Origin of the sequence: Streptomyces sp. NPDC059008 (genome assembly GCF_042749045.1) — a bacterium.
Classification (GTDB): domain Bacteria; phylum Actinomycetota; class Actinomycetes; order Streptomycetales; family Streptomycetaceae; genus Streptomyces.
The window spans coordinates 325,193-344,675 of record NZ_JBHYJC010000003.1 but is presented as its reverse complement, the minus strand read 5'-3'; the positions used below and the strand labels follow the sequence as shown (position 1 = coordinate 344,675).

Here is a 19,483-nt window from a genome sequence, read left to right as displayed (position 1 = left end):
AGATCATTTCGTGCGCAGATCTCAGGAGTTCCAGGCCCCCGCAGGTTGAGCCGTCTGCAGCGCGGCCGCCGCCCTCCTTGCTCGGCGCTTCGGGGCTGGGAACGCCCTAGGCTCGCCGTATGCGAGCAGCGTGGGTGACAGCGGCAGGAGGGGCGGTCGCCGCCCTGGCCTGGGCAGAGTGGTTGAACTGGCGATGGTCTCGAACGCTCGTCGGGAAAGACAGTGACAGCGGTTCAGAAGCCATCGTTGTGCTGGGCTATCGAAATGCGCACCCGTCGATCAACGTCGTCAACCGGTGGCGAGTCCGCGCCGGGCTACGATCCGCCGCCTCCGACAGTGCGCGTGACACCCAGGTGATCTTCAGCGGGGGTGCGGCGGGCGGCGGCCCAGCCGAAGCCCGGTTGATGGCCGACTACGCGAAGTCCGTGCTCGGGTTCGACGGCCGCGTACTCATCGAAGACCAGAGCAGGACGACGTGGGAGAACATCACGAACGTGATCCCCCTGCTCGAAGGCGCGGATCGCATCAAGATCGCCTCCCAGCCGGCTCACGGACTCAAGGCCCGCGCGTACCTGCGCCGTCAGCGCCCCGATCTCGCCGAGAGACTCGTGCCCGCGGACGACTACCGCCCCGGCGAGTGGGCGGTCCTCAAACCACTGCTGGCCCTGTACGGACTCTGGATGCTGCGCGGACTCGAAGCCGACGAGCTGCGCGGCCTCGAAGCCGACGAACGGAAGCCCTCGCGCGCGGACACCCGCTAGCCGGACGCTGTGACGCCGGCGGCCACGTCATCCTGGCGTGTGGCTGGTGCCGTACGGTGCGCACCCGGCCTCAGGTCCGGAAGGGCGTCATCATCGGATCGATTCCGAAAAATCGGTTTGCTGGAGTGGCACGATCGGCCACGCTGGGACGATGCCTCGCAGAATCATGTTCGTGCAGCTCAAAACGGGCTACGGCACCGACCGCGGGCCCTCATGGATCGGATGGGTGGACTTCTCCAAGACCTGGAAGACGGCCTACTTCCAAGGGCGGACCCTGCGACGCGGTACGGGTCTGGGACTGTCCGACGCGAACTTTTACGACGTCGAATCCCATGAGGATTTCTGGATATCCGGACCGAAACGCGACCGGAGCGACACGCGGTACGGACCGGACGGGCCGACCGTCGAGGAGGACGCCGCGGACGCCTACCGGGCGTTTCTCCAGGGGGCGTCACTTCCCGGACGGGAGAACGGGTAGGGCCCTGTCCGACCCTGATCCATCGGACAGGCCCCAGCAGCCTGACTGTGGTGGCGTGGCGACGCCCGGGCAGGTGACGCCCGCACCGGGGCGGCAGAAACCACTCTCCGCTGGGTTTCCGTTCCGTGCCCGTGCGGGGCGTCGCCCGTCCTCGGTCAGGTCCGCCCGGTACCCGATCCGTCGCTGCCGGCGATCCGTTGCTCCAGCTGCTGGACCCGCTCCACGACCCGCGGTTTGACCTGGCGGTCCTGCAGGGTCTGGGCGAGTCGGCCGAGCAGCTGGGTGGCAGGCTCACGCCTGTCCTGTTCGTCCAGCGCGACCGCGATGGCCTCGACGTTCCGGGTCAGCCGGATATGACCGAAGGTCTCGGCCGCGGTGTCGAGGTCCTCGTACGCGCGGCGGGCCAGCTCCATACCGGCGTCCGCGTCCGTTCCCCGCGCCTCGATGCGCCGCGCGCCACCGTCGGACATGACCTTGCCCGGGATGGTGGCGGCCGTGCTCAGGCATGCGGCGGCGTGTTTGGCCACCAGTTCGTCGGGAATCCGGTCGGTCACCTCGCGCAGTACGTCGTTGGCGTCGTCCATCACCCGGCTGCCGCCCAGTGCCAGCACGCGTCCGACGGTGTCGGTGCAGACGTCGTCCGCGAGCCGCTCCTGTTCGCGGCTGGCCGGGCGCTCCACCCGGATGGGGAGCGGGGCGGCCAGGACCTGTCCGGTCGGGGCCGCGGACACGGCGGACGAGGCGTTCTCGGGGGCGGTGCGCAGTGCCGCGTAGACCTGGTACGCGCCCGGCTCCGCGATCTTCCAGCCGCCGACTCCGAAGGACAGCACCACCTGCTCGTACAGCGACTCCCCGGGCTGCACCATCACGGGAGCGGGCTGCTTGCAGTAGCGCAGATACGGCTGGAGGACGCTGGCCTCGGTGCCGTCCTCACGCCGGACGAAGACGCTGAGGTTGTCGCCCACCAACGTATTGCGGTCCACCATCTTGGGGACGGTGGAGGTGTTGGTCAGCTTCAGCTCACCGATCACCGGCTCCAGCATGGCGAAGCGGTACGCCCCTTGGCGGTCGGCGTCGCGGTTGACCCGCAGGGTGAGTTGGAGCGCCCCGTCGGCCCCGCTGCGCCGTGCCTGTTCGAAACCGTGGTGGTCGAACCACGGGATGTTGCCCTGCTCCACGAACCGCTCCGGTGCGTGCCGCAGGAAGCGCAGTTCGTCCTCGGAGAAGAAGTAGCGGAAGTCCGAGAAGAACGCCTGCGGTCCGCCGTTCACCAGGAACGGGTAGTTCATGAAGCTGCGCCCCTCGGGCTCGTCGGCCAGCGGCATCCAGGGGGTGCGGAGTGACTTCTGCCATGCGTGGGCGAGGTTGAAGCAGTGGCCGATCTCGTGCACGGCGGTCCAGAAGCCCATCCTGCGGACGTAGGCCTCGGGCGCGGGGTCGTTCGGCGGGCGATCGGAGATGAAGGATTTGGAGAAGATCGCGCAGCCTTGCCGCTGGGCGGCGCCGATGTCGTCGAACATGATGCCGCCGAGGTCCTTGCCCTCGTCGTGCAGCCCGGCGAAGAGCGTCCACACCTGCCACTGGGCGATGCCCTCACCGCTGGGGCCGGGCCGCCATTGGGACCAGTGCTGCTGCATGGCGTCGTGCATCTCGATGTCGGACCAGCGGCCGTTGACGGCGGTCGACAGCGGAATCACGTTGCTGCCGCCGTTGCGGGTGACCTGAATGCCCTGGCGGGTGAACGCGTCCTCCACGGTGAGCGTGATGTCGGGGAGGTCCTGCGGCCGCACCGGATGGTCGTGCAGCGAATAGGCGTCGATCTGCACGGCGTCCTCGACCCGGTCGTACTCGATGCCGACCTCGCGGAAGTGCGGGGTCGCCTGGGCGTAGCCGACCACCTCGTCCGGTACCCCCGGCTTCATGAAGGTCACCACGGCGCCGAACGGCTGGAGCGGTGGCTGGCCGGTGAGCTGCACCCGGATGCTGGTGCCGGGGCGCAGCGAAGTGTTGCCGTCCCGGTAGCTGATGGGGCCGGCGAGAGAGCCGTCCGCCTGCCTGGCGACTTCGGCGAGCCAGGTGGCCCCGCCGGTGGGCAGCCGCCAGACGGTACCGGACACGGTCATGGTGGGCGCCGGCCCGTCCACGTCCACGCGCAGTTCCTCGAACGAGCCTGCGGCGGCACTGGACCGGACGGTCTCGGCCGGTGTCTGACCGGCCGTCGTCCACTGCTCGGCGGTCGGGCCGGACTCCGGCACGGCCGCGGGTGAGGCCATGGACGCGGCGGCCGACTGTGCCTCACCGGATGGGCCCGTACCCGGCATGGGCATGGCCTGGGCACCGCCCCGTTCCAACAGGTGGGATATCGGCTGCTCGGTGCGGCGATAGACGCCGCTGCGCTGGCCCTGGGCGCGGGCCTGTTCGACGTCCTGACCCACTTGGGGTCTGATGCCGACGTCACCTCCGGTACGGTGTGCGATTTCGTCCACAACGGCACGGACGAGTGTGTCGAACTCGCTCCGCGAGCCGGATTCTTGCGTGGTCATGCCGCCTCCTGGACCCGGCGTGGCCGGGACATGGTGGGGCAGGGCGGGGAAATTCCCGGCGACGGGAAACCCGGTGAGCCGGCCGGCCGGGCACATCGCGCCCTGGCGGATGAAGGTGGTGTGGCCGGGCGTCGCCGGCGGCACGGGGCCGAACCGTCGGCGTCCGGCGTCAGTCGGTCGTGGTCCAGTGGCCCGGGATCCGCACAGGGAGCCCAGGCCTTACGGGGAGGCCGTCGCGACGTTCCGACCGCCTCTACTGCCAGTGAAAACCCGACGGGTGCCCCGTGCAACCGGCCCGGCCCGGCACCGTCCTCGGCCCGTCGTCGTCCGTCATTCGTGATCGACCCTCATCCCGGGGCCCGGCCGCGGTCAGGGAGGGACCCTCACAGGTAGCGGGGGCGGTCTCGGCTGGCGACGGCGACGGGGCTGCCCTCGGCCGTGAGGCTGATCCGTACCGACTGGGTGACGGGCGCGTCGACCTCGGTCCTCAGCGGCGGTTCTCCCTCGACCCGGACCTCGACCGAGTGTCCTCCGTCCGGCACCTGGACCTCCACGGACCGGGCCAGGCCGATCTGCAGCCGGGTCCGTACATCGGTCTCGTCCAGCACGACCGTCCCGTCCACCGAGACCACGACGTGCTGCCCGCTGAAGCCTTCCTCCAACGCGATCTTCAGGACGTTCACTGCGTCAACCTCCCCGCGAGCGGCTCCGACAACGGTCAGCGTTGGTATGTGCCCATGACGACGCCGCTGGCCAACTCCCGCCCCTTCACGGCCCGGTGCACCGCGTCGACGGTCGGCTTTCCGTGCAGCGGAAGCGGCTCCGACACGGCCCACAGGCGGAAGAAGTAGCGGTGCGTCCCGTGCCCCGGCGGAGGCATCGGACCGCCCCAGCCCACCCGGCCGAATCCATTGGGCCACTCCTGACCGCCGGCAGGCGGCTCCCCCACCGCCACACCGGAACTCCGCGGGTCGATACCGGTGACCAGCCAGTGCAGGAACGACCCACCCGGTGCGTCGGGATCCTCGCAGAGCAGGACCAGCTCCGACGTACCGTCAGGCACCGCCGACCAGGTCAGCGAGGGCGAGACGTCGTCGCCCTCCCCGGTGTGGCGTCGAGGGATCTCTTCGTGGTCGGCGAACGCGCCGCTCGTCAGCTCAATTCCCGTCATGCGCGCGGCTATACCCGAAGCGGCCCGGTCGGGACCGGCCCAGGTCCGCAGAACCCCCGATTGGCGGAGTACGCCGCCCGGTGGGGCCGGGAACCGTAAGACGGACCGACAGGGAGCACCGGATGCCGACGAGAATCCTGCTGGAGGGACGTCCCGGAGCGGGCAAGACGACCGTTGTCCGACGGTTGGCCGCGCTCCTGCGTACCCGCAGGGTCGTCGGCTTCACGACGGAGGAGATCCGGCAGGGCTCCGCCCGGTCCGGTTTCGCGCTGGAAGCACTGGAGGGCGGTCCGCGAGCCGTGCTCGCCCATGTCGACTTCCCGGGGCCACCGAGGGTGGGCCGCTACGGCGTGGACCTGGGCGTCATGGAGCGGCTCGCGCTGCCTCTGCTCAGGTCGGCGGCGGCGAATCCGGTGCCCGGGGAGCTGGTGCTGATCGACGAGCTCGGGCGTATGGAGCTGGCGTGCACCGATTTCCGGGACACCGTCCGTCACCTGTTCGGGTCCGACATCGACATCGTCGCCACGGTCCATGCGAAGAACGACCCGTTCACCGACGCGCTCAAGCGACGTGCCGACATCGAACTCGTCCAGGTGACCCGGGCGAACCGGGACGCCCTCCCCGTGGAGCTGGCGGCCCGGCTGGAGCGCCCATGACGGCCGTCCGCCGTGCGCGGTCAGCCCATGCTCTTGGCTCCGTCGAGGCACTCGCGGATGATGTCGGCGTGGCCGGAGTGCTGGGCGGTCTCGGAGATGACGTGCATCAGCACCCGGCGGGCCGACCAGCGCTCGTCGGACTCGAACCACGGCGCCTTGGGCAGCGGCTGGGTGGCGTCCAGATCGGGCAGGGTGGCGACCAGCTCGTCGGTCCGGCGCGCCACTTCGGCGTAGCCGTCCAGCACACCCGCCAACGTCTCACCCGGCAGCATCCGGAACTCGTCGGCCCGACGAGCCCAGTCGGCCTCGGTCATGGCGGTGAAGTCGCCCATCGAGGACGGGCCGTCCAGGATGAAGTCGACCCAGTTCCGCTCCACCACGGTGACATGCTTGATCAGTCCGCCCAAGCACAGCTCACTGGCGGTGGTACGCAGCCCCACCTGCTCGTCCGTGAGGTCACGGGTGGTGAAGCGCAGCATGTGCCGCTGCTTGGCCAGCATCGCCGACAAGTCCGCGCGCTCGCCGGTGGATGCCGAGGTGTGGGCCGAAGTGTGGGTGGTGGGCTCGGTGCCAGTCATGATCTCCGCCTTGTCTCGGGTGGTCCCGTTCGGTGTCGCAGGACCAAGCTAGGGAGCATGTAGGTCGGATTCAGACCTATATCGGCGACCTCGCTCCCGCTGAGGAGAAGGGTGGCTGCTATCCGGGGTCGCGTTCCCGGTGGGTGGCTGCCACCAGCACGACGGTGACGCTGATCAGAAGTGACCAGGCGCCGAACTTGTCGACGGAGACCGGTTGCCAGCCTTGGAGCTGGTAGGGGTAGCGCCATGCGCCCAGGTAGGTGGCGAGGTTCTCGGCCAGCCAGAGGAAGAAGCCGATCAGCGCGAAGGAGAGCGCCAGCGGCATGCGGTAGCGGGCGTTCCCCACGCTGAACCGCACCGACGTACCGACGGTGACGGCGACGAGCAGCGCGGCGAGCGGCCAGCGCGCATCGGGCAGCCAGTGGTGACTGAAGAAGTTCACGTAGACGGCCGCGGCGACTGCCGCCGTCGCCCGGGGGCGGTAGCCGACGAGTTCCAGGTCCAGCAGCCGCCAGGCGCGGCAGACGTAACTGCCCACCGCGGCGTAGAGGAAGCCTCCGTACAGGGGCACGCCCGCGACCTTCAGTACCGCGGGTTCCGGATAACTCCATGAGCCCAGGGCGACCTTCACCAGTTCGAAGGCGAGCCCGATCGCGTGGCATACGGCGATGACGGCGACATCCCGCCCGGTCTCCCATCCGCTGAGGCGGAAGATCAGCGTGAGCAGCAGTCCGTACCCGAGCAACAGGTCGTACCTGGCCACCGGCAACTCGGCCGGCAGGGACAGCAGCGCCATCCCCGAGAGCAGCGCGACGGCGAACGCACAGCATCGGGTCTGAAGCCGGGCGAAGAGGAGCAGCTGCGTCAGGGGAGCGACGTTCGCGGACACAGCTGGGGAGACGCGTCTGTGGCTGGGGTGGTTCCAGAGGCGGTGACGGTACCCCGGCCCTGCGGCGGAGTCTGCGGGCACCCTTAGCAAGATTGGCAAATGGTGGAGGGAAGATTCGCAGAAGTTGGCAGGCGTCCATGATTGATGGCACTCAGTGCCAGTGCCAGAGTCATGAGTGCGGCCCGCCGGACACCGGCGACCACCGCTCGGATCCGGGGCGCGATTGATGCCCTGACGTCGGAGATCCCGGCGACGACGGGGTCGTGTACCGGCAGCGTTGCTCACCTCAGCCCCACGGCATGACGGCGGGCCGCATCCCAGTCATAGGACACACAGTGCCATCTCCCTTTGCGTAGGTCGGAGATTGGCAGACGAGACAGACCGAGGAGACGGTGACAGTCATGGCAGAGGCGAGGACGCAGGCGGCCGAGGAACTCGCGCGGCGCTGGGCCACCGACCCCCGGTGGCAGGGCATCGAGCGCACCTACAGCGCCGACGACGTGATCCGGCTGTCCGGCAGCGTGCGCGAGGAGCACACCCTGGCCCGGCGCGGCGCCGAGCGGCTGTGGCGGCAACTGCACGAGCAGGACTACATCCACGCGCTCGGCGCACTGACCGGTGGTCAGGCCGTCCAGCAGGTCAAGGCCGGCCTCCAGGCCATCTACCTGTCCGGCTGGCAGGTCGCCGCCGACGCCAACCAGGCCGGGCACACCTACCCGGACCAGAGCCTGTACCCGGCCAACTCCGTTCCCCAGGTGGTCCGTCGGATCAACAACGCGCTGCTGCGCGCCGACCAGATCGCCACCGCCGAGGGCGCGGGCGACACGACGGACTGGCTCGCGCCGATCGTCGCCGACGCGGAGGCCGGATTCGGCGGCCCGCTCAACGCCTTCGAGCTGACCAAGGCGATGATCGCGGCCGGTGCGGCCGGCATCCACTACGAGGACCAGCTCGCCTCCGAGAAGAAGTGCGGCCACCTCGGCGGGAAGGTGCTGGTGCCGACCTCTCAGCACATCCGGACCCTCAACGCCGCCCGGCTCGCGGCCGACATCGCCGACGTGCCGACCCTCGTCGTCGCCCGCACGGACGCCCTGGCGGCCAATCTGCTGACCAGCGACGTCGACGAGCGCGACGCGGAGTTCGTCACCGGCGAGCGCACGGCGGAGGGCTTCTACCGGGTCCGCAACGGCATGGCGCCGGTCATCGCCCGTGGCCTGGCCTACGCCCCGTACGCCGACCTCATCTGGGTGGAGACCGGCACCCCGGACCTGGCGCAGGCCCGCGAGTTCGCCGAGGCGATCCACGCCGAGCACCCGGACCAGATGCTGGCCTACAACTGCTCGCCGTCGTTCAACTGGAAGGCCGCTCTCGACGACGACCAGATCGCCAAGTTCCAGCGGGAGCTGGGCGCGATGGGCTACCGCTTCCAGTTCATCACCCTGGCCGGCTTCCACTCCCTCAACCACGGCATGTTCGACCTGGCGCGCGGCTACGCCGAGCACGGCATGACCGCGTACGTCGATCTGCAGGAGCGGGAGTTCGCCGCGCAGGCGCACGGCTTCACGGCGGTCAAGCACCAGCGCGAGGTCGGCACCGGCTACTTCGACCTGGTCTCCACCGCCGTCAACCCCGCCTCCTCCACCACGGCCCTGAGCGGCTCCACGGAGGAGGAGCAGTTCCACTAGGACCCGCCTCGGGCCGCCCCGCCCGGGTGGCCGTCCGGTCCGTCCCTGGCCGAGCGGGGGTCGTACGACCGTCCCCGTCCGACCCCCGCTCCGCTCCCTCCCGCAGGAGAACCCGATGACCACCAGCGCCCTCACCCACCGCGTCCATGTCCTCGCCGCCCCGGGCGACCGTCACGACGAGATCCTCACCCCCGCCGCCCTGGACTTCCTCGGGCACCTTGCCGCCGCCTTCGGCGAGCGCCGGCAGGACCTGATGAAGGAACGCCGTCGGCAGGCCCTGCGTCTGGCGAGCGGTTCCCCGCTGGACTTCCCGCTGGTCACCTCCGCCGTGCGCGCCGACCCGTCGTGGCGTGTCGCCGCGCCGGCGCCGGGCCTGACCGACCGCCGCGTCGAGATCACCGGCCCGCCGGACCGGCGCATGACGATCAACGCGCTCAACTCCGGCGCCCAGGTGTGGATGGCCGACTTCGAGGACGCCACCGCCCCCACCTGGGACAACATCATCGGCGGCCAGCTGAACCTGCGCGACGCCATCGACCGGCGCATCGACTTCACCAGCGCCGACGGCAAGGAGTACCGGCTCGCCGACCGCGACCGGCTCGCCACCATCGTCGTCCGGCCGCGCGGCTGGCATCTCGACGAGGGGCACCTGGAGTTCGCCGGCGGACCGGTGCCCGCCGCGCTCGTCGACTTCGGCCTGTACTTCTTCCACTGCGCGCGGCGTCAGCTCGACGCCGGCCACGGCCCGTACTTCTACCTGCCGAAGCTGGAGAACCGCTACGAGGCCCGGCTGTGGAACGACGTGTTCGTCCTCGCCCAGGAGCTGCTCGGCATCCCCCGCGGCACGATCCGCGCCACCGTGCTCATCGAGACGATCACCGCCGCCTTCGAGATGGAGGAGATCCTCCACGAGCTGCGCGAGCACAGCTCCGGTCTCAACGCCGGTCGCTGGGACTACCTGTTCAGCCTGATCAAGACCCTGGGGCACCGCACCGGCTTCCTGCTGCCGGACCGGGCGAAGGTGACCATGACCGCCCCCTTCCTGCGGGCGTACACCGAACTGCTGGTGCGCACCTGCCACAAGCGGGGCGCCCATGCGATCGGAGGCATGGCGGCGCAGGTGCCGAGCAAGGACCCGGCCGCCAACGAGGCGGCGCTGGCCAAGGTCCGGCTGGACAAGGAGCGCGAGGCCGAGGACGGCTTCGACGGCTCCTGGGTGGCCCACCCCGGCCTCGTCCCCCTGTGCCGCGAGGTGTTCGACGGCGTTCTCGGCGGCCGGCCGCACCAGATCGACCGTACCCGCGACGACGTGGCGGTGGGCGCCGCGGACCTGCTCTCGGTGCGCCGCATCAGCGGTCCGCCCACGGCGGAGGGGATACGTGCCAACGTCGCCGTCGCCCTGCGCTACTTCGCCGCCTGGCTGCGCGGTCAGGGCGCGGTCGCCCTGTACGGCCTGATGGAGGACGCCGCCACCGCCGAGATCGCCCGCGTGCAGATCTGGCAGTGGCTGCGCCACCGGGTCGTCGACCGCGAGACGGTCCTGCGGCTGCTCGACGAGGAGCTCGCCGCGCTCGGCGCCGAGTACCCGTGGGCGGACCTCGACGCGGTGCGGGACCTGTTCGAACGCAACGCGCTGGCCCGCGAGTTGCCGAGCTTCTTCACCCCGGACGCCTACTCCCGCCACCTCGTGCGGAACGCGGAGACCCGGTCATGAGCGCGGGTATCCAGCGCGTCGGGGTGGTCGGCGGCGGTCAGATGGGCGCGGGCATCGCCGAGGTGTGCGCACGGGCCGGTCTCGACACGGTGGTCTGTGAGGCCGACGCCACGGCCGCCCGCGCCGCACGGGAGCGGGTGGCCGCCTCGCTGGACCGCGCCGTCCAGCGGGGGAAGCTGGAGCCGGCCGCGGCCCGGCAGGCCCTCGACCGCCTGCTCTTCACCGGCAGCCTGGCGGACCTGGCCGACCGTCAGCTGGTCATCGAGGCCGTCGTCGAGAACGCCGACGCCAAGACGGAGGTGTTCGCCGCGCTCTACAAGATCGTCGAGGATCCCGGGGCGGTGCTGGCGACCAACACCTCCTCCCTCCCCGTCATGCGCCTGGGCATGGCCACCGGCCGCGCCGACCGGGTCGTGGGACTGCACTTCTTCAACCCCGTCCCGGTGCTGCCGCTGGTGGAGATCGTGACCTCCCTGCACACGGCCCCGGAAACGGTCTCCCTCGTGGCGGACTTCGCCACCGGCGTCCTGGGCAAGACGGTCGTCCGCTCCCAGGACCGGGCCGGCTTCGTCGTCAACGCGCTGCTCGTCCCGTATCTGCTGGCGGCGATCCGTATGGCGGAGTCGGGCTTCGCCACCGCCGCGGACATCGACACCGGCATGGAGCTGGGCTGCGCCCACCCCATGGGGCCACTCAGGCTCGCGGACCTGATCGGGCTGGACACCGTCGCCTCGATCGCCGAGTCGCTCTACGACGAGTTCAAGGAACCCCTCTACGCCCCTCCCCCGCTGCTCCAACGGATGGTCGAGGCGGGGCTGCTGGGCCGCAAGACCGGCCGGGGGTTCCACCAGTACGACCAGAACTGAAGGGTCTGGTCGGTCCGGGCTGAGGGGCCCGGACCGCACCGCCGGTGGAGGGACCGGCGGCTGCTCACAGGAGGGCGGGAAACGCATGTGCGGCGTTTCCCGCCCTCGTCGTGCTTCACACCTGTCGACCGCGTGTCCCACCTCACCTTCCGAATGATCGACCTGGACGTACCGCATCGCCGGACGGCCCTTAGGCTGACCAGTGCAGCTGGTTCGCCCCGTCCGCCAGGCGGGATGCGTCGCAAGAGGGAACCCGGTGGGAATCCGGGACTGCCCCGCAGCGGTGAGCGGGAACGACCGCCGTCATACGCACTGGGTCCGACGAGAGGACCTGGGAAGCGACGGCCATTAGGTGTCCTCCCCCGTGAGGACGTGCCCGCGAGTCCGAAGACCTGCCATCTGCCCGGGTGCGAACCACTCGCATCCGGATATCCCGGTGACCTCGAGGGCGGGTCGGCGTACACACCAGGCGGAGGACCGCGCCATGCCGCGCGAGGTCGTACCGCACGGTGCGTCACCCCTTCGCGCCTTCGTCCCGTCGCCGGGATCTCAGGGATTCGTCTCGCGAAGGAGATCTCCGTGAACACCAAGTCCGCAGCCGCGGCAGCACGGGCCACCGTGTACGGCTACCCGCGTCAGGGCCCGGACCGGGAACTGAAGAAGTCGATCGAGGGCTACTGGAAGGGCCGCGTCACCGCCGACGCCCTCCGCGCCACCGCCGCCGAACTGCGCCGCACCACCTGGCAGCAGCTGGCCGGGGCCGGCCTCGACGAGGTCCCGACCGGCGACTTCTCGTACTACGACCACGTCCTGGACACCACCGTCATGGTCGGCGCGATCCCCGACCGCCACCGGGCCGCCGTCGCGGCCGATCCGCTCGACGGCTACTTCGCCATGGCGCGAGGCACGCAGGATGTCGCACCGCTGGAGATGACCAAGTGGTTCGACACCAACTACCACTACCTGGTGCCCGAGTTGGGTCCTGACACGACGTTCACCGCCGACTCCGCCAAGCAGGTCGCCGAGCTGACCGAGGCCCTGGCACTGGGTCTGACGGCCCGGCCCGTCCTGGTCGGTCCCGTCACCTATCTGCTGCTGGCCAAGCCCGCGCCCGGCGTGGCCGCCGGCTTCGACCCGCTGACCCTCCTGGACCGCCTGCTGCCCGTGTACGCCGAGGTCCTCGCCGACCTGCGCGCCGCCGGCGCCGAGTGGGTGCAGCTGGACGAGCCCGCCCTCGTCCAGGACCGCACCCCGGCCGAGCTCCACACCGCCGCCCGCGCCTACCGCGAACTCGGCGCCCTCACCGACCGGCCCAAGCTGCTCGTCGCCTCCTACTTCGACCGCCTGGGCGACGCCCTGCCCGTGCTGGCCAAGGCCCCGGTCGAGGGGCTCGCACTGGACTTCACCGAGGCCGCCGCCGCCAACCTGGACGCCCTCGCGGCCGTCGGCGGACTGCCGGGCAAGCGACTGGTCGCCGGCGTCGTCAACGGCCGCAACATCTGGGTCAACGACCTGGAGAAGTCCCTCGCCACGCTCGGCACCCTCCTCGGCCTGGCCGACCGGGTCGATGTGTCGGCCTCCTGCTCCCTGCTGCACGTCCCCCTCGACGCGGCGGCCGAGCGGGACATCGAACCGCAGGTCCTGCGCTGGCTCGCGTTCGCCCGGCAGAAGACGGCCGAGATCGTCACCCTCGCCACGGGCCTGACCCGCGGTACCGGCGCCATCACCGCCCAACTGGCCACGACCCGGGCGGCCCTGGCTTCCCGGGCCAACTCCCCCCTCACCCACGACCCGGCCGTCCGCGCCCGGTCCGGCGCGATCACCGAGAGCGACGCCCGCCGCTCGCAGCCCTACGCCGAACGGACCACGGCCCAACGCGCCCACCTCCGCCTGCCGCTGCTGCCGACCACGACCATCGGCTCCTTCCCGCAGACCGGCGAACTGCGCACCGCACGGGCCGACCTGCGCGCGGGCCGGATCGACACGGCCGGGTACGAGGAGCGGATCAAGGCCGAGATCCGGGAGGTGCTCGCCTTCCAGGAGAAGGCCGGTCTGGACGTCCTCGTCCATGGCGAGGCCGAACGCAACGACATGGTCCAGTACTTCGCCGAGCAGCTCATCGGCTACCTCGCCACGCAGCACGGCTGGGTCCAGTCCTACGGCACCCGCTACGTCCGCCCGCCGATCCTGGCCGGCGACATCTCCCGCCCCGAGCCGATGACGGTGCGCTGGACGGCCTACGCCCAGTCCCTCACCGACCGTCCGGTCAAGGGCATGCTGACCGGCCCGGTCACCATGCTCGCCTGGTCCTTCGTCCGCGACGACCAACCCCTGGGCGACACCGCCCGCCAGGTCGCCCTGGCCCTGCGCGACGAGGTCGGCGACCTGGAGGCGGCCGGCACGTCCGTCATCCAGGTGGACGAGCCGGCGCTGCGCGAGACCCTGCCGCTGCGCACCGCCGACCGGCCCGCCTACCTGGCCTGGGCCACGGAGGCGTTCCGGATCACCACCAGCGGCGTCCGCCCGGACACCCAGATCCACACCCACATGTGCTACGCCGAGTTCGGCGACATCGTCCAGGCCATCGACGACCTCGACGCCGACGTCATCAGCCTGGAGGCCGCCCGCTCCCACATGCAGGTCGCCCGTGAACTGGCCGCCCACGGCTACCCGCGCGAGGCCGGGCCCGGCGTGTACGACATCCACTCGCCGCGCGTGCCCAGTTCGCAGGAGGCGGCCGAACTGCTGCGCACCGGCCTGAAGGCCATCCCCGCCGAGCGGCTGTGGGTGAACCCGGACTGCGGTCTGAAGACCCGGGGCTGGCCCGAGACCCGGGCTTCCCTGGAGAACCTGGTGGCCGCGGCCCGCACCGTCCGCGGCGAGCTGCCCGCGTCCTGACCGGACGGCTCCCGAGGGGCCGGGGCCACCAGCGCCCCGGCCCCGACGCCGAGATGCGGGCGGCGTCTCCAGGTGCCTCGGCCGAGCACGGGAACGGCGATGCACCCGTCGCCCGCAACCGATCGGGCGCAGATCCCCTCTCTCAGGGAAAGGCCGTCAAGGGGGAAGCAGCGTGGGTTGGTCACGTATCGCGATCGGCACCGCCGTCGCGGTGTGCGGCGGGATGGTGGTGTGCGCTGTCGGCGCGTCCGGCAGCGCGGCGGCCGACGACGGCAGCCGCGCCAGGAAGAAGACGCAGCTGCTGTTCCAGTCGGACGGCGAGCGGCCGGGTGAGGTCGTCGACCTCCAGGTGGTCGGCGTCGCCACACGGCACGAGCAAGTGGTCGTGAAATCCCCGGCCTTCGCGCACACCGTCCGGCTCGCCTACCAACGGGACCGGATGACGGAGCCCACATGGGGCCTCGGCTACCAGGCACGGGGCCGGATCGCGATGAAGGCCCAGCGCGGCAGGTACCCGCTCACGGTCGAGATCGCCGGGCGTGTGGTGAACCGGGGAACGGTCCATGTGGTGGCCGCGCCGCGGCCGTCGTTCGAGGTGAGTGGTTCCCCGCAGGGTGCGCGCCCCGGCGAGTCGGTGGGGCTGTTCTTCGACGATCTGTATCCGGGGGAGACCGGCAGCTCCTTCACGGTGCACTCGAAGGCGTTCAAGGGGCCGGTCCCGCTCCGGCACGACGACCACGGCGGGTACTGGAACAATCCCCGGATGTTCGAGGCGGTGCCGAGCGTGCTGCCGGACGCCGAGGACGGTACGTACAAGGTGGTGCTGACCGGCCCGGACGGGCGGCGGATCGCCGAACGCCGGCTCAGGGTACGGGCCGCCCGGCCCGGCGACTCCGACTACAAGGGCAAGGTGCGCGGCCCGGAGTTCTTCGGGAAGCACGGCGACCCCGACGCATCCACCCGTCGCTTCCGGGTCGGGGCCGGCGGCCGGATGCATGTGCTGTGGCGGGACGCTTCGCCCGACGCCGGGGAGGAGAAGCGGCTGACCGCGACCTCGCCGGCGTTCGAGGAGCCGGTGCGGCTGGAGCGGGACGACAGCAAGGCCGGCGACGGCGACGACCCGCGTTACTACGGTCTGGCCAGGATCCGGTCCGGCCTGGACGGCGGCAGCTATTCCGTGACGGTCGTCAGCCACCACGGGCGGGTCAAGCGGAGCAGCCGACTGGTCGTCACGGCGGCGCCGGGGCGGCACGGCGACAAGCCGGGGCACGACGGCGACACGGCGGGGCGCCCACACGATCGCGGCAGCTCCCCCGCCGTGGTCGTCATCGGCGGCGGCGCCGCGGCGCTGGCGGTGGGCACGGGCGGTGTGTTGCTGGTCCGGGCCCGTCGGGCCCGGACCGGCGATTCCCGCTGATCCCGCTCGGTGCCCGCCTACGCGCCCGAACCGGCCTTGCGCCGACGCACGACGAGGACCGCCCCGGCCCCCGCGACGACCGCGGCGCCACCGAGGGCGGCGACGGTCGGCAGCGCGGAGGGTGAACCGGTCGTGGCGAGCTTGCCGGTGGCCGGGGCCGCGTCGTGAGTGCCGTACGCCGCGGGCTTGTTCCCGGCAGTACTCGTGCCGCCCGGCGTGCCCTGACTGCCCGTCACTCCCTGCTTACCCGGCTTCGCCGGCTTGCCCGGCTTGCCCTTGGCGTCCGCGACCTTGCCGGGCTTGCTGCCCGCGGGCAGCACCTTGAAGTCGAACTGGCTGATCTTGTCGAAGCCGCACTTGCCGTCCTCGCCGTACGAGTGACCGATCGTGAAGAAGTAGCCGGATCCCGCCTTGGCCTTCTTGCCGATCTTGATCCGCATCCTGGCGTCCGCGTGCTCCCCCGGCTGGAGGCGCTTGACGGTGGTGAAGTCGTCGTCGTCCTGGAACTTGGCGCCCTCGCCCTCGATGGGCTTCCACTTGCCCGTCGCCGGGTTGTACCACTGGACCGTGACCGCGAGTTCGGAGACGTCATCGATCTTCGGGTCGGCGGTGCCGAGGGAGAGGGAGATGTCGGTCTCCATCACCGTGATCTTGGATACGTTGGTCACTCGGTAGGCGAACTCGTGCCAGCCCGAGCCGGCGACGATCTTGCCCGGGAGGCCGCGCAGCCCCGTCTTGCCGCGATCCACGTCGAAGATCGGGGAGCAGAAGGCCGGGCGGGTCCAGGCAGGGGACGGTGTCCGGCTCGGCGCGGCCGACTCGGCCGATGCGGAAGCACCCGACGTGCCCGCCTCCGGAGCGCTCGGCTCGGCCGACTCGCTCCCCGGCGTGGCGGTGGCGGACGCGGCGGGGGTGCCGCCGGCCGCCGGTGCCTCCCCCGCCGCCCATGCGGTGGGGGCCGCGAGCAACGCCACGGGGCCGATGGCGGCCGTGACGACTGCGGTCGCCAGGGTGCGGTGAAGCTTCATTGAGACCTTCCTCGGGAGTCAAAGCGGCCACCGCGAGGGGTTCTGCGCGGTACGGCCGTACGCGTACACGTACGTGACCTGCGCATTCCCCCGAAGGTTGCACACCGGACCAACACCCCCCGAGTGATCGTCCTCACAGTCGCCCCTGTGCCGGGGGCACTGGCGATGGCGATGGCGATGGCGATGGCGGCCAGAGGAGTGCTCAAGGGGACTGCCCCCGCACGGCCCGGCGAAGGGCGCCTGGCTGCCCGGGTGTTCGGGGTTGCCGCCCATGGTGAGCGGCAGGATGACGGCACTGTCCGGGCCGCCGCCCACCGGCCCGAGCAACTACGGGAAGTGGCCCTTCACCAGCGCGGCGGACCTGCATGCGCAGGCCGTGTCGTAACAAGTTGACGCGCCAACAACCGCTGTACGGCCCGTGGATGTGCGGAGTATTGTCGCTTATGTCTGGATGCGCGACCCGCATCCCGCGGGCGCGTACATAGACCCGCACCAGAGTTAGATTGGGTCGACATCATGATATGCAGGTCAGGTACGGATTCCCCGAAGCGGATTCACCGTCGTCGCGTCACGACCGCCCTGGTTGCCGTGGCCACAGCCGCAGGCATCGCCTCAGTCGGCGCATGGAGTGGTGCCGCACACGACGCACAGGGTGAGCACGGGTACTTCAGAGCGCCTGCCGTGGTCGCGATGGCACCCGCTTCCCTCGCGGCCCCCGCGGCTCCGATCGCACAGGCGCCGGCGAACCACGTGATGATCGCCGACTTCGCGTTCTCACCGGCAACCTTGACCGTCGACAAGGGCACCACGGTGACCTGGACCAACGAGGATTCGGCTCCGCACACGGTGACCAGCGACGGCTCGGGCCCGCTGAACTCGCCGACACTCGACACCGGCGGTTCCTACACCTTCACGTTCAACTCCGCCGGCACGTACAACTACTACTGCGACATCCACCCGTCCATGCAGGGCACCGTCATAGTGAAGTGAGAGGAGACGCGGCGGGCAGGGGGTGCGGGCGCGCGGACGAAATCTGACGGCGACACCGCAGCCGCACCCGCACGGCGTGGCAGCCGCCACGCCCTGGGTCCAGCTGCGCGACACGGCCGAACTCCGGTCTGCGCCGCGCCTGCTGCCGCCTGAGCGCGCTACGCGGCCACCGTCGGCACCGCCCGCTGCTCCGGCCCCGCATACCAGGCCAAGGGCCGGATCAGCGCGTTGTGGGCGAGCTGTTCGGTGATGTGGGCGGTCCAGCCGGTGATGCGGCTCATCACGAAAATCGGGGTGAAGGCAGGGGTGTCGAAGCCCATCAGGTGGTAGGCGAGGGCAGCGGGGTAGTCCAGGTTGGGGTGGATTCCCTTGCGGCTCAGCATGGCGTGGCGCAGGGCCGCGTGCAGCGCGGCCAGGCGGGTCGTCTCGGGGTCGGCGGCGCGGGCCACGTACCGCGTGCGGCAGGAACTGACGAGGAGGTGTGCCATCGCCCGGCGACCGGCCGACCGGAAGGTCTACGCCCATGCGAAGCTGCGCCGCCTGCGCCGCGAGTACGGCATGAACCAGGTGGAGCCGGCCCGCGCCCTGGGCATCTCCACCAGCTACGCCAACCAGATCGAGCAGGGCCGGCGCCCGCTGACGGCTCCGGTGCTGCTGCGGATCGCCGAGGTCTTCGGCGTGGGCGCGGAGTTCTTCTCCGAGGCCGACGAGGGCCGGCTCGCGGCCGACCTGCGGGCCGCGCTCGCCGACGAGGCGTGCGGGGTGCCGCTGCCCGCCACCGAGGACATCGCCGCGGCCGACCGCGACCACCCGGAGGTGGCCCGCGCCCTGGTCGCCCTGCACCGCCGCTACCGCGACACCGCCGAGCAGGCCGCCGCCCTCGGCTCACCGGGCACCGGCGTCCCGTTACCGCCCTCCGAACCGCACGACGAGGTCAGGGACTTCTTCTACGCCCACCACAACCACGTCGAGCCGCTGGACGCCGAGGCCGAACAGCTCGCCGGTTCCCTGGAGTTGCGGCCGGGCCGGGCCGCCGACCCGCTCACCGCCCGGCTCGCCGAGCGGCACGGGGTCAGGGTGGTCCGGGCCGCGCAGGCCCGCGCCACCGATGCCCGGCGTTTCGATCCGTCCGCGGGGCTGCTGTTCCTCTCCCCCTGGCTGAGCGACGGCCAGCGCGCCTTCCAGCTCGCCACGCAACTCGCGTTGCTGGAGCACGGTCCGCTCCTCGGCCTGCTCGCCGACGGCGCCGCGGAACTCTCCTCACCGGAGTCGCGGGCGCCGGCCCGCATCGGGCTGGCGAACTACTTCGCGGGCGCCCTGCTCATGCCGTACTCCGCCTTCCACCCGGCCGCCGAGGACGTGCGCTACGACGTCGAGCTGCTGTCCGCCCGCTTCGGCGTCGGCTTCGAGACGGTCTGCCACGAGGCGTTCTCGGCTCCGGGCCGGATACTGACCCAGGTGGCGGAAATGCCGGACGGGAAGCGGTACTTCTGGATCGCACGGACCGTCACCAGGGGCGGTTTCGGCCATCACGCGCCGCGCGCCGAGTTCGCCGTGGCCCTCGGCTGCGAGCTGCGGCACGCGCATCGCCTCGTCTACGCCGAGGGGATCGCCCTCGACGACCCCCGTGCCGCCACCCCGATCGGCCTGGGCTGCCGGATCTGCGAACGCCGTGACTGCGCGCAGCGGGCCAGGCCCCCGGCCGGCGGGCGGCTGGCCATCGACCCCGACCGGCGCGCGTATGTGCCGTATCCGGTGGAGTCGAGCGCGCCGTGACGCCGTCCCGGGGCTCGGTCCGGGCCCCGGGAC

General features: G+C 71.2%; 16 protein-coding genes, 1 pseudogene and 1 riboswitch. Of the genes and pseudogenes, 10 read left to right on the top strand and 7 right to left on the bottom strand.

From position 1 onward, the window contains the following. The first annotated feature begins 119 nt into the window (after positions 1–119). Together ACFWZH_RS06870 and ACFWZH_RS06865 are read left to right on the top strand one after the other, a co-directional pair. The gene (locus ACFWZH_RS06870; protein ID WP_384426456.1) at positions 120–761 is read left to right on the top strand and encodes a YdcF family protein; all 642 of its coding nucleotides are present in this window, start codon (positions 120–122) and stop codon (positions 759–761) included. A 151-nt stretch (positions 762–912) separates the two neighbouring features. Then, positions 913–1,239: a hypothetical protein gene (locus ACFWZH_RS06865; protein WP_384426454.1), complete on the top strand. Its 327-nt coding sequence runs from the start codon at positions 913–915 to the stop codon at positions 1,237–1,239. Positions 1,240–1,394: 155 nt separating this feature from the next. Here ACFWZH_RS06865 and ACFWZH_RS06860 read toward each other — a convergent pair whose 3' ends face one another. From ACFWZH_RS06860 to ACFWZH_RS06850, 3 genes are all read right to left on the bottom strand, one after another. Then, positions 1,395–3,782: a reprolysin-like metallopeptidase gene (locus tag ACFWZH_RS06860; protein ID WP_384426452.1), complete on the bottom strand. Its 2,388-nt coding sequence runs from the start codon at positions 3,780–3,782 to the stop codon at positions 1,395–1,397. Positions 3,783–4,165: 383 nt separating this feature from the next. Beyond that, complete coding sequence (locus ACFWZH_RS06855) at positions 4,166–4,465, bottom strand: hypothetical protein (RefSeq protein WP_384426451.1); 300 nt, start codon at positions 4,463–4,465, stop codon at positions 4,166–4,168. 35 nt (positions 4,466–4,500) lie between these two features. After that, on the bottom strand, positions 4,501–4,953 hold the full coding sequence (locus tag ACFWZH_RS06850; RefSeq protein ID WP_384426449.1) for a YbhB/YbcL family Raf kinase inhibitor-like protein: 453 nt from the start codon (positions 4,951–4,953) through the stop codon (positions 4,501–4,503). Positions 4,954–5,075: 122 nt separating this feature from the next. Here ACFWZH_RS06850 and ACFWZH_RS06845 point away from each other — a divergent pair, with 122 nt between their 5' ends. After that, on the top strand, positions 5,076–5,609 hold the full coding sequence (locus ACFWZH_RS06845) for a nucleoside-triphosphatase (RefSeq protein WP_384426447.1): 534 nt from the start codon (positions 5,076–5,078) through the stop codon (positions 5,607–5,609). A gap of 20 nt (positions 5,610–5,629) precedes the next feature. Here the strand turns inward: ACFWZH_RS06845 and ACFWZH_RS06840 are convergent, their stop codons facing one another. Both ACFWZH_RS06840 and ACFWZH_RS06835 read right to left on the bottom strand, forming a co-directional pair. Continuing rightward, a complete protein-coding gene (locus ACFWZH_RS06840; protein ID WP_384426445.1) occupies positions 5,630–6,187 on the bottom strand; it encodes a DinB family protein in 558 nt (185 codons plus the stop codon). 118 nt (positions 6,188–6,305) lie between these two features. Continuing rightward, positions 6,306–7,076, bottom strand: coding sequence for a DUF817 domain-containing protein (locus ACFWZH_RS06835; RefSeq protein ID WP_384426443.1), 771 nt, complete (start codon positions 7,074–7,076; stop codon positions 6,306–6,308). Positions 7,077–7,477: 401 nt separating this feature from the next. Here ACFWZH_RS06835 and aceA point away from each other — a divergent pair, with 401 nt between their 5' ends. The 5 genes from aceA to ACFWZH_RS06810 all read left to right on the top strand — a co-directional run bounded on the left by aceA (position 7,478) and on the right by ACFWZH_RS06810 (position 15,656). Beyond that, positions 7,478–8,761: an isocitrate lyase gene (gene aceA, locus ACFWZH_RS06830; protein ID WP_384426441.1), complete on the top strand. Its 1,284-nt coding sequence runs from the start codon at positions 7,478–7,480 to the stop codon at positions 8,759–8,761. A 115-nt stretch (positions 8,762–8,876) separates the two neighbouring features. Then, positions 8,877–10,475: a malate synthase A gene (aceB, locus tag ACFWZH_RS06825; protein ID WP_384426439.1), complete on the top strand. Its 1,599-nt coding sequence runs from the start codon at positions 8,877–8,879 to the stop codon at positions 10,473–10,475. Beyond that, on the top strand, positions 10,472–11,341 hold the full coding sequence (locus tag ACFWZH_RS06820; RefSeq protein ID WP_384426437.1) for a 3-hydroxybutyryl-CoA dehydrogenase: 870 nt from the start codon (positions 10,472–10,474) through the stop codon (positions 11,339–11,341). The genes aceB and ACFWZH_RS06820 overlap by 4 nt, the downstream gene beginning before the upstream one ends. A 192-nt stretch (positions 11,342–11,533) precedes the next feature. Further along, positions 11,534–11,756: riboswitch (cobalamin riboswitch) on the top strand. A 164-nt stretch (positions 11,757–11,920) separates the two neighbouring features. Then, positions 11,921–14,239 (top strand): 5-methyltetrahydropteroyltriglutamate--homocysteine S-methyltransferase, encoded by a 2,319-nt coding sequence (gene metE, locus ACFWZH_RS06815; protein WP_384426435.1) that lies wholly within the window; start codon positions 11,921–11,923, stop codon positions 14,237–14,239. Positions 14,240–14,411: 172 nt separating this feature from the next. Beyond that, on the top strand, positions 14,412–15,656 hold the full coding sequence (locus tag ACFWZH_RS06810; RefSeq protein WP_384426433.1) for a hypothetical protein: 1,245 nt from the start codon (positions 14,412–14,414) through the stop codon (positions 15,654–15,656). Between the two features lie 17 nt (positions 15,657–15,673). On the opposite strand, the gene ACFWZH_RS06805 is transcribed toward ACFWZH_RS06810, so the two are convergent. Next, positions 15,674–16,684, bottom strand: a complete 1,011-nt coding sequence (locus ACFWZH_RS06805; protein ID WP_384426431.1) for a hypothetical protein — start codon at positions 16,682–16,684, stop codon at positions 15,674–15,676. 690 nt (positions 16,685–17,374) lie between these two features. Here ACFWZH_RS06805 and ACFWZH_RS06800 point away from each other — a divergent pair. Next, positions 17,375–17,674 carry a cupredoxin family copper-binding protein gene (locus ACFWZH_RS06800; RefSeq protein ID WP_384426429.1) on the top strand — a complete coding sequence of 100 codons (300 nt, stop codon included), beginning with the start codon at positions 17,375–17,377 and terminating at the stop codon, positions 17,672–17,674. A 158-nt stretch (positions 17,675–17,832) separates the two neighbouring features. Here the strand turns inward: ACFWZH_RS06800 and ACFWZH_RS06795 are convergent. Further along, a pseudogene (locus ACFWZH_RS06795) lies at positions 17,833–18,129 on the bottom strand (citrate/2-methylcitrate synthase); the annotation flags it as partial. A 31-nt stretch (positions 18,130–18,160) separates the two neighbouring features. On the opposite strand from ACFWZH_RS06795, the gene ACFWZH_RS06790 reads away from it, so the two are divergent. After that, positions 18,161–19,450: a short-chain fatty acyl-CoA regulator family protein gene (locus tag ACFWZH_RS06790; RefSeq protein WP_384426791.1), complete on the top strand. Its 1,290-nt coding sequence runs from the start codon at positions 18,161–18,163 to the stop codon at positions 19,448–19,450. Positions 19,451–19,483 lie beyond the last annotated feature (33 nt).

Coding starts and splice junctions, on each gene's coding strand:
- ACFWZH_RS06865 (WP_384426454.1), top strand. CDS start 913: ATGCCTCGCAGAATCATGTTCGTGCAGCTCAAAACGGGCTACGGCACC.
- aceA (WP_384426441.1), top strand. CDS start 7,478: ATGGCAGAGGCGAGGACGCAGGCGGCCGAGGAACTCGCGCGGCGCTGG.
- ACFWZH_RS06860 (WP_384426452.1), bottom strand. CDS start 3,782: ATGACCACGCAAGAATCCGGCTCGCGGAGCGAGTTCGACACACTCGTC.
- ACFWZH_RS06805 (WP_384426431.1), bottom strand. CDS start 16,684: ATGAAGCTTCACCGCACCCTGGCGACCGCAGTCGTCACGGCCGCCATC.
- ACFWZH_RS06800 (WP_384426429.1), top strand. CDS start 17,375: ATGGCACCCGCTTCCCTCGCGGCCCCCGCGGCTCCGATCGCACAGGCG.
- aceB (WP_384426439.1), top strand. CDS start 8,877: ATGACCACCAGCGCCCTCACCCACCGCGTCCATGTCCTCGCCGCCCCG.
- ACFWZH_RS06850 (WP_384426449.1), bottom strand. CDS start 4,953: ATGACGGGAATTGAGCTGACGAGCGGCGCGTTCGCCGACCACGAAGAG.
- ACFWZH_RS06840 (WP_384426445.1), bottom strand. CDS start 6,187: ATGACTGGCACCGAGCCCACCACCCACACTTCGGCCCACACCTCGGCA.
- ACFWZH_RS06845 (WP_384426447.1), top strand. CDS start 5,076: ATGCCGACGAGAATCCTGCTGGAGGGACGTCCCGGAGCGGGCAAGACG.
- ACFWZH_RS06820 (WP_384426437.1), top strand. CDS start 10,472: ATGAGCGCGGGTATCCAGCGCGTCGGGGTGGTCGGCGGCGGTCAGATG.
- ACFWZH_RS06870 (WP_384426456.1), top strand. CDS start 120: ATGCGAGCAGCGTGGGTGACAGCGGCAGGAGGGGCGGTCGCCGCCCTG.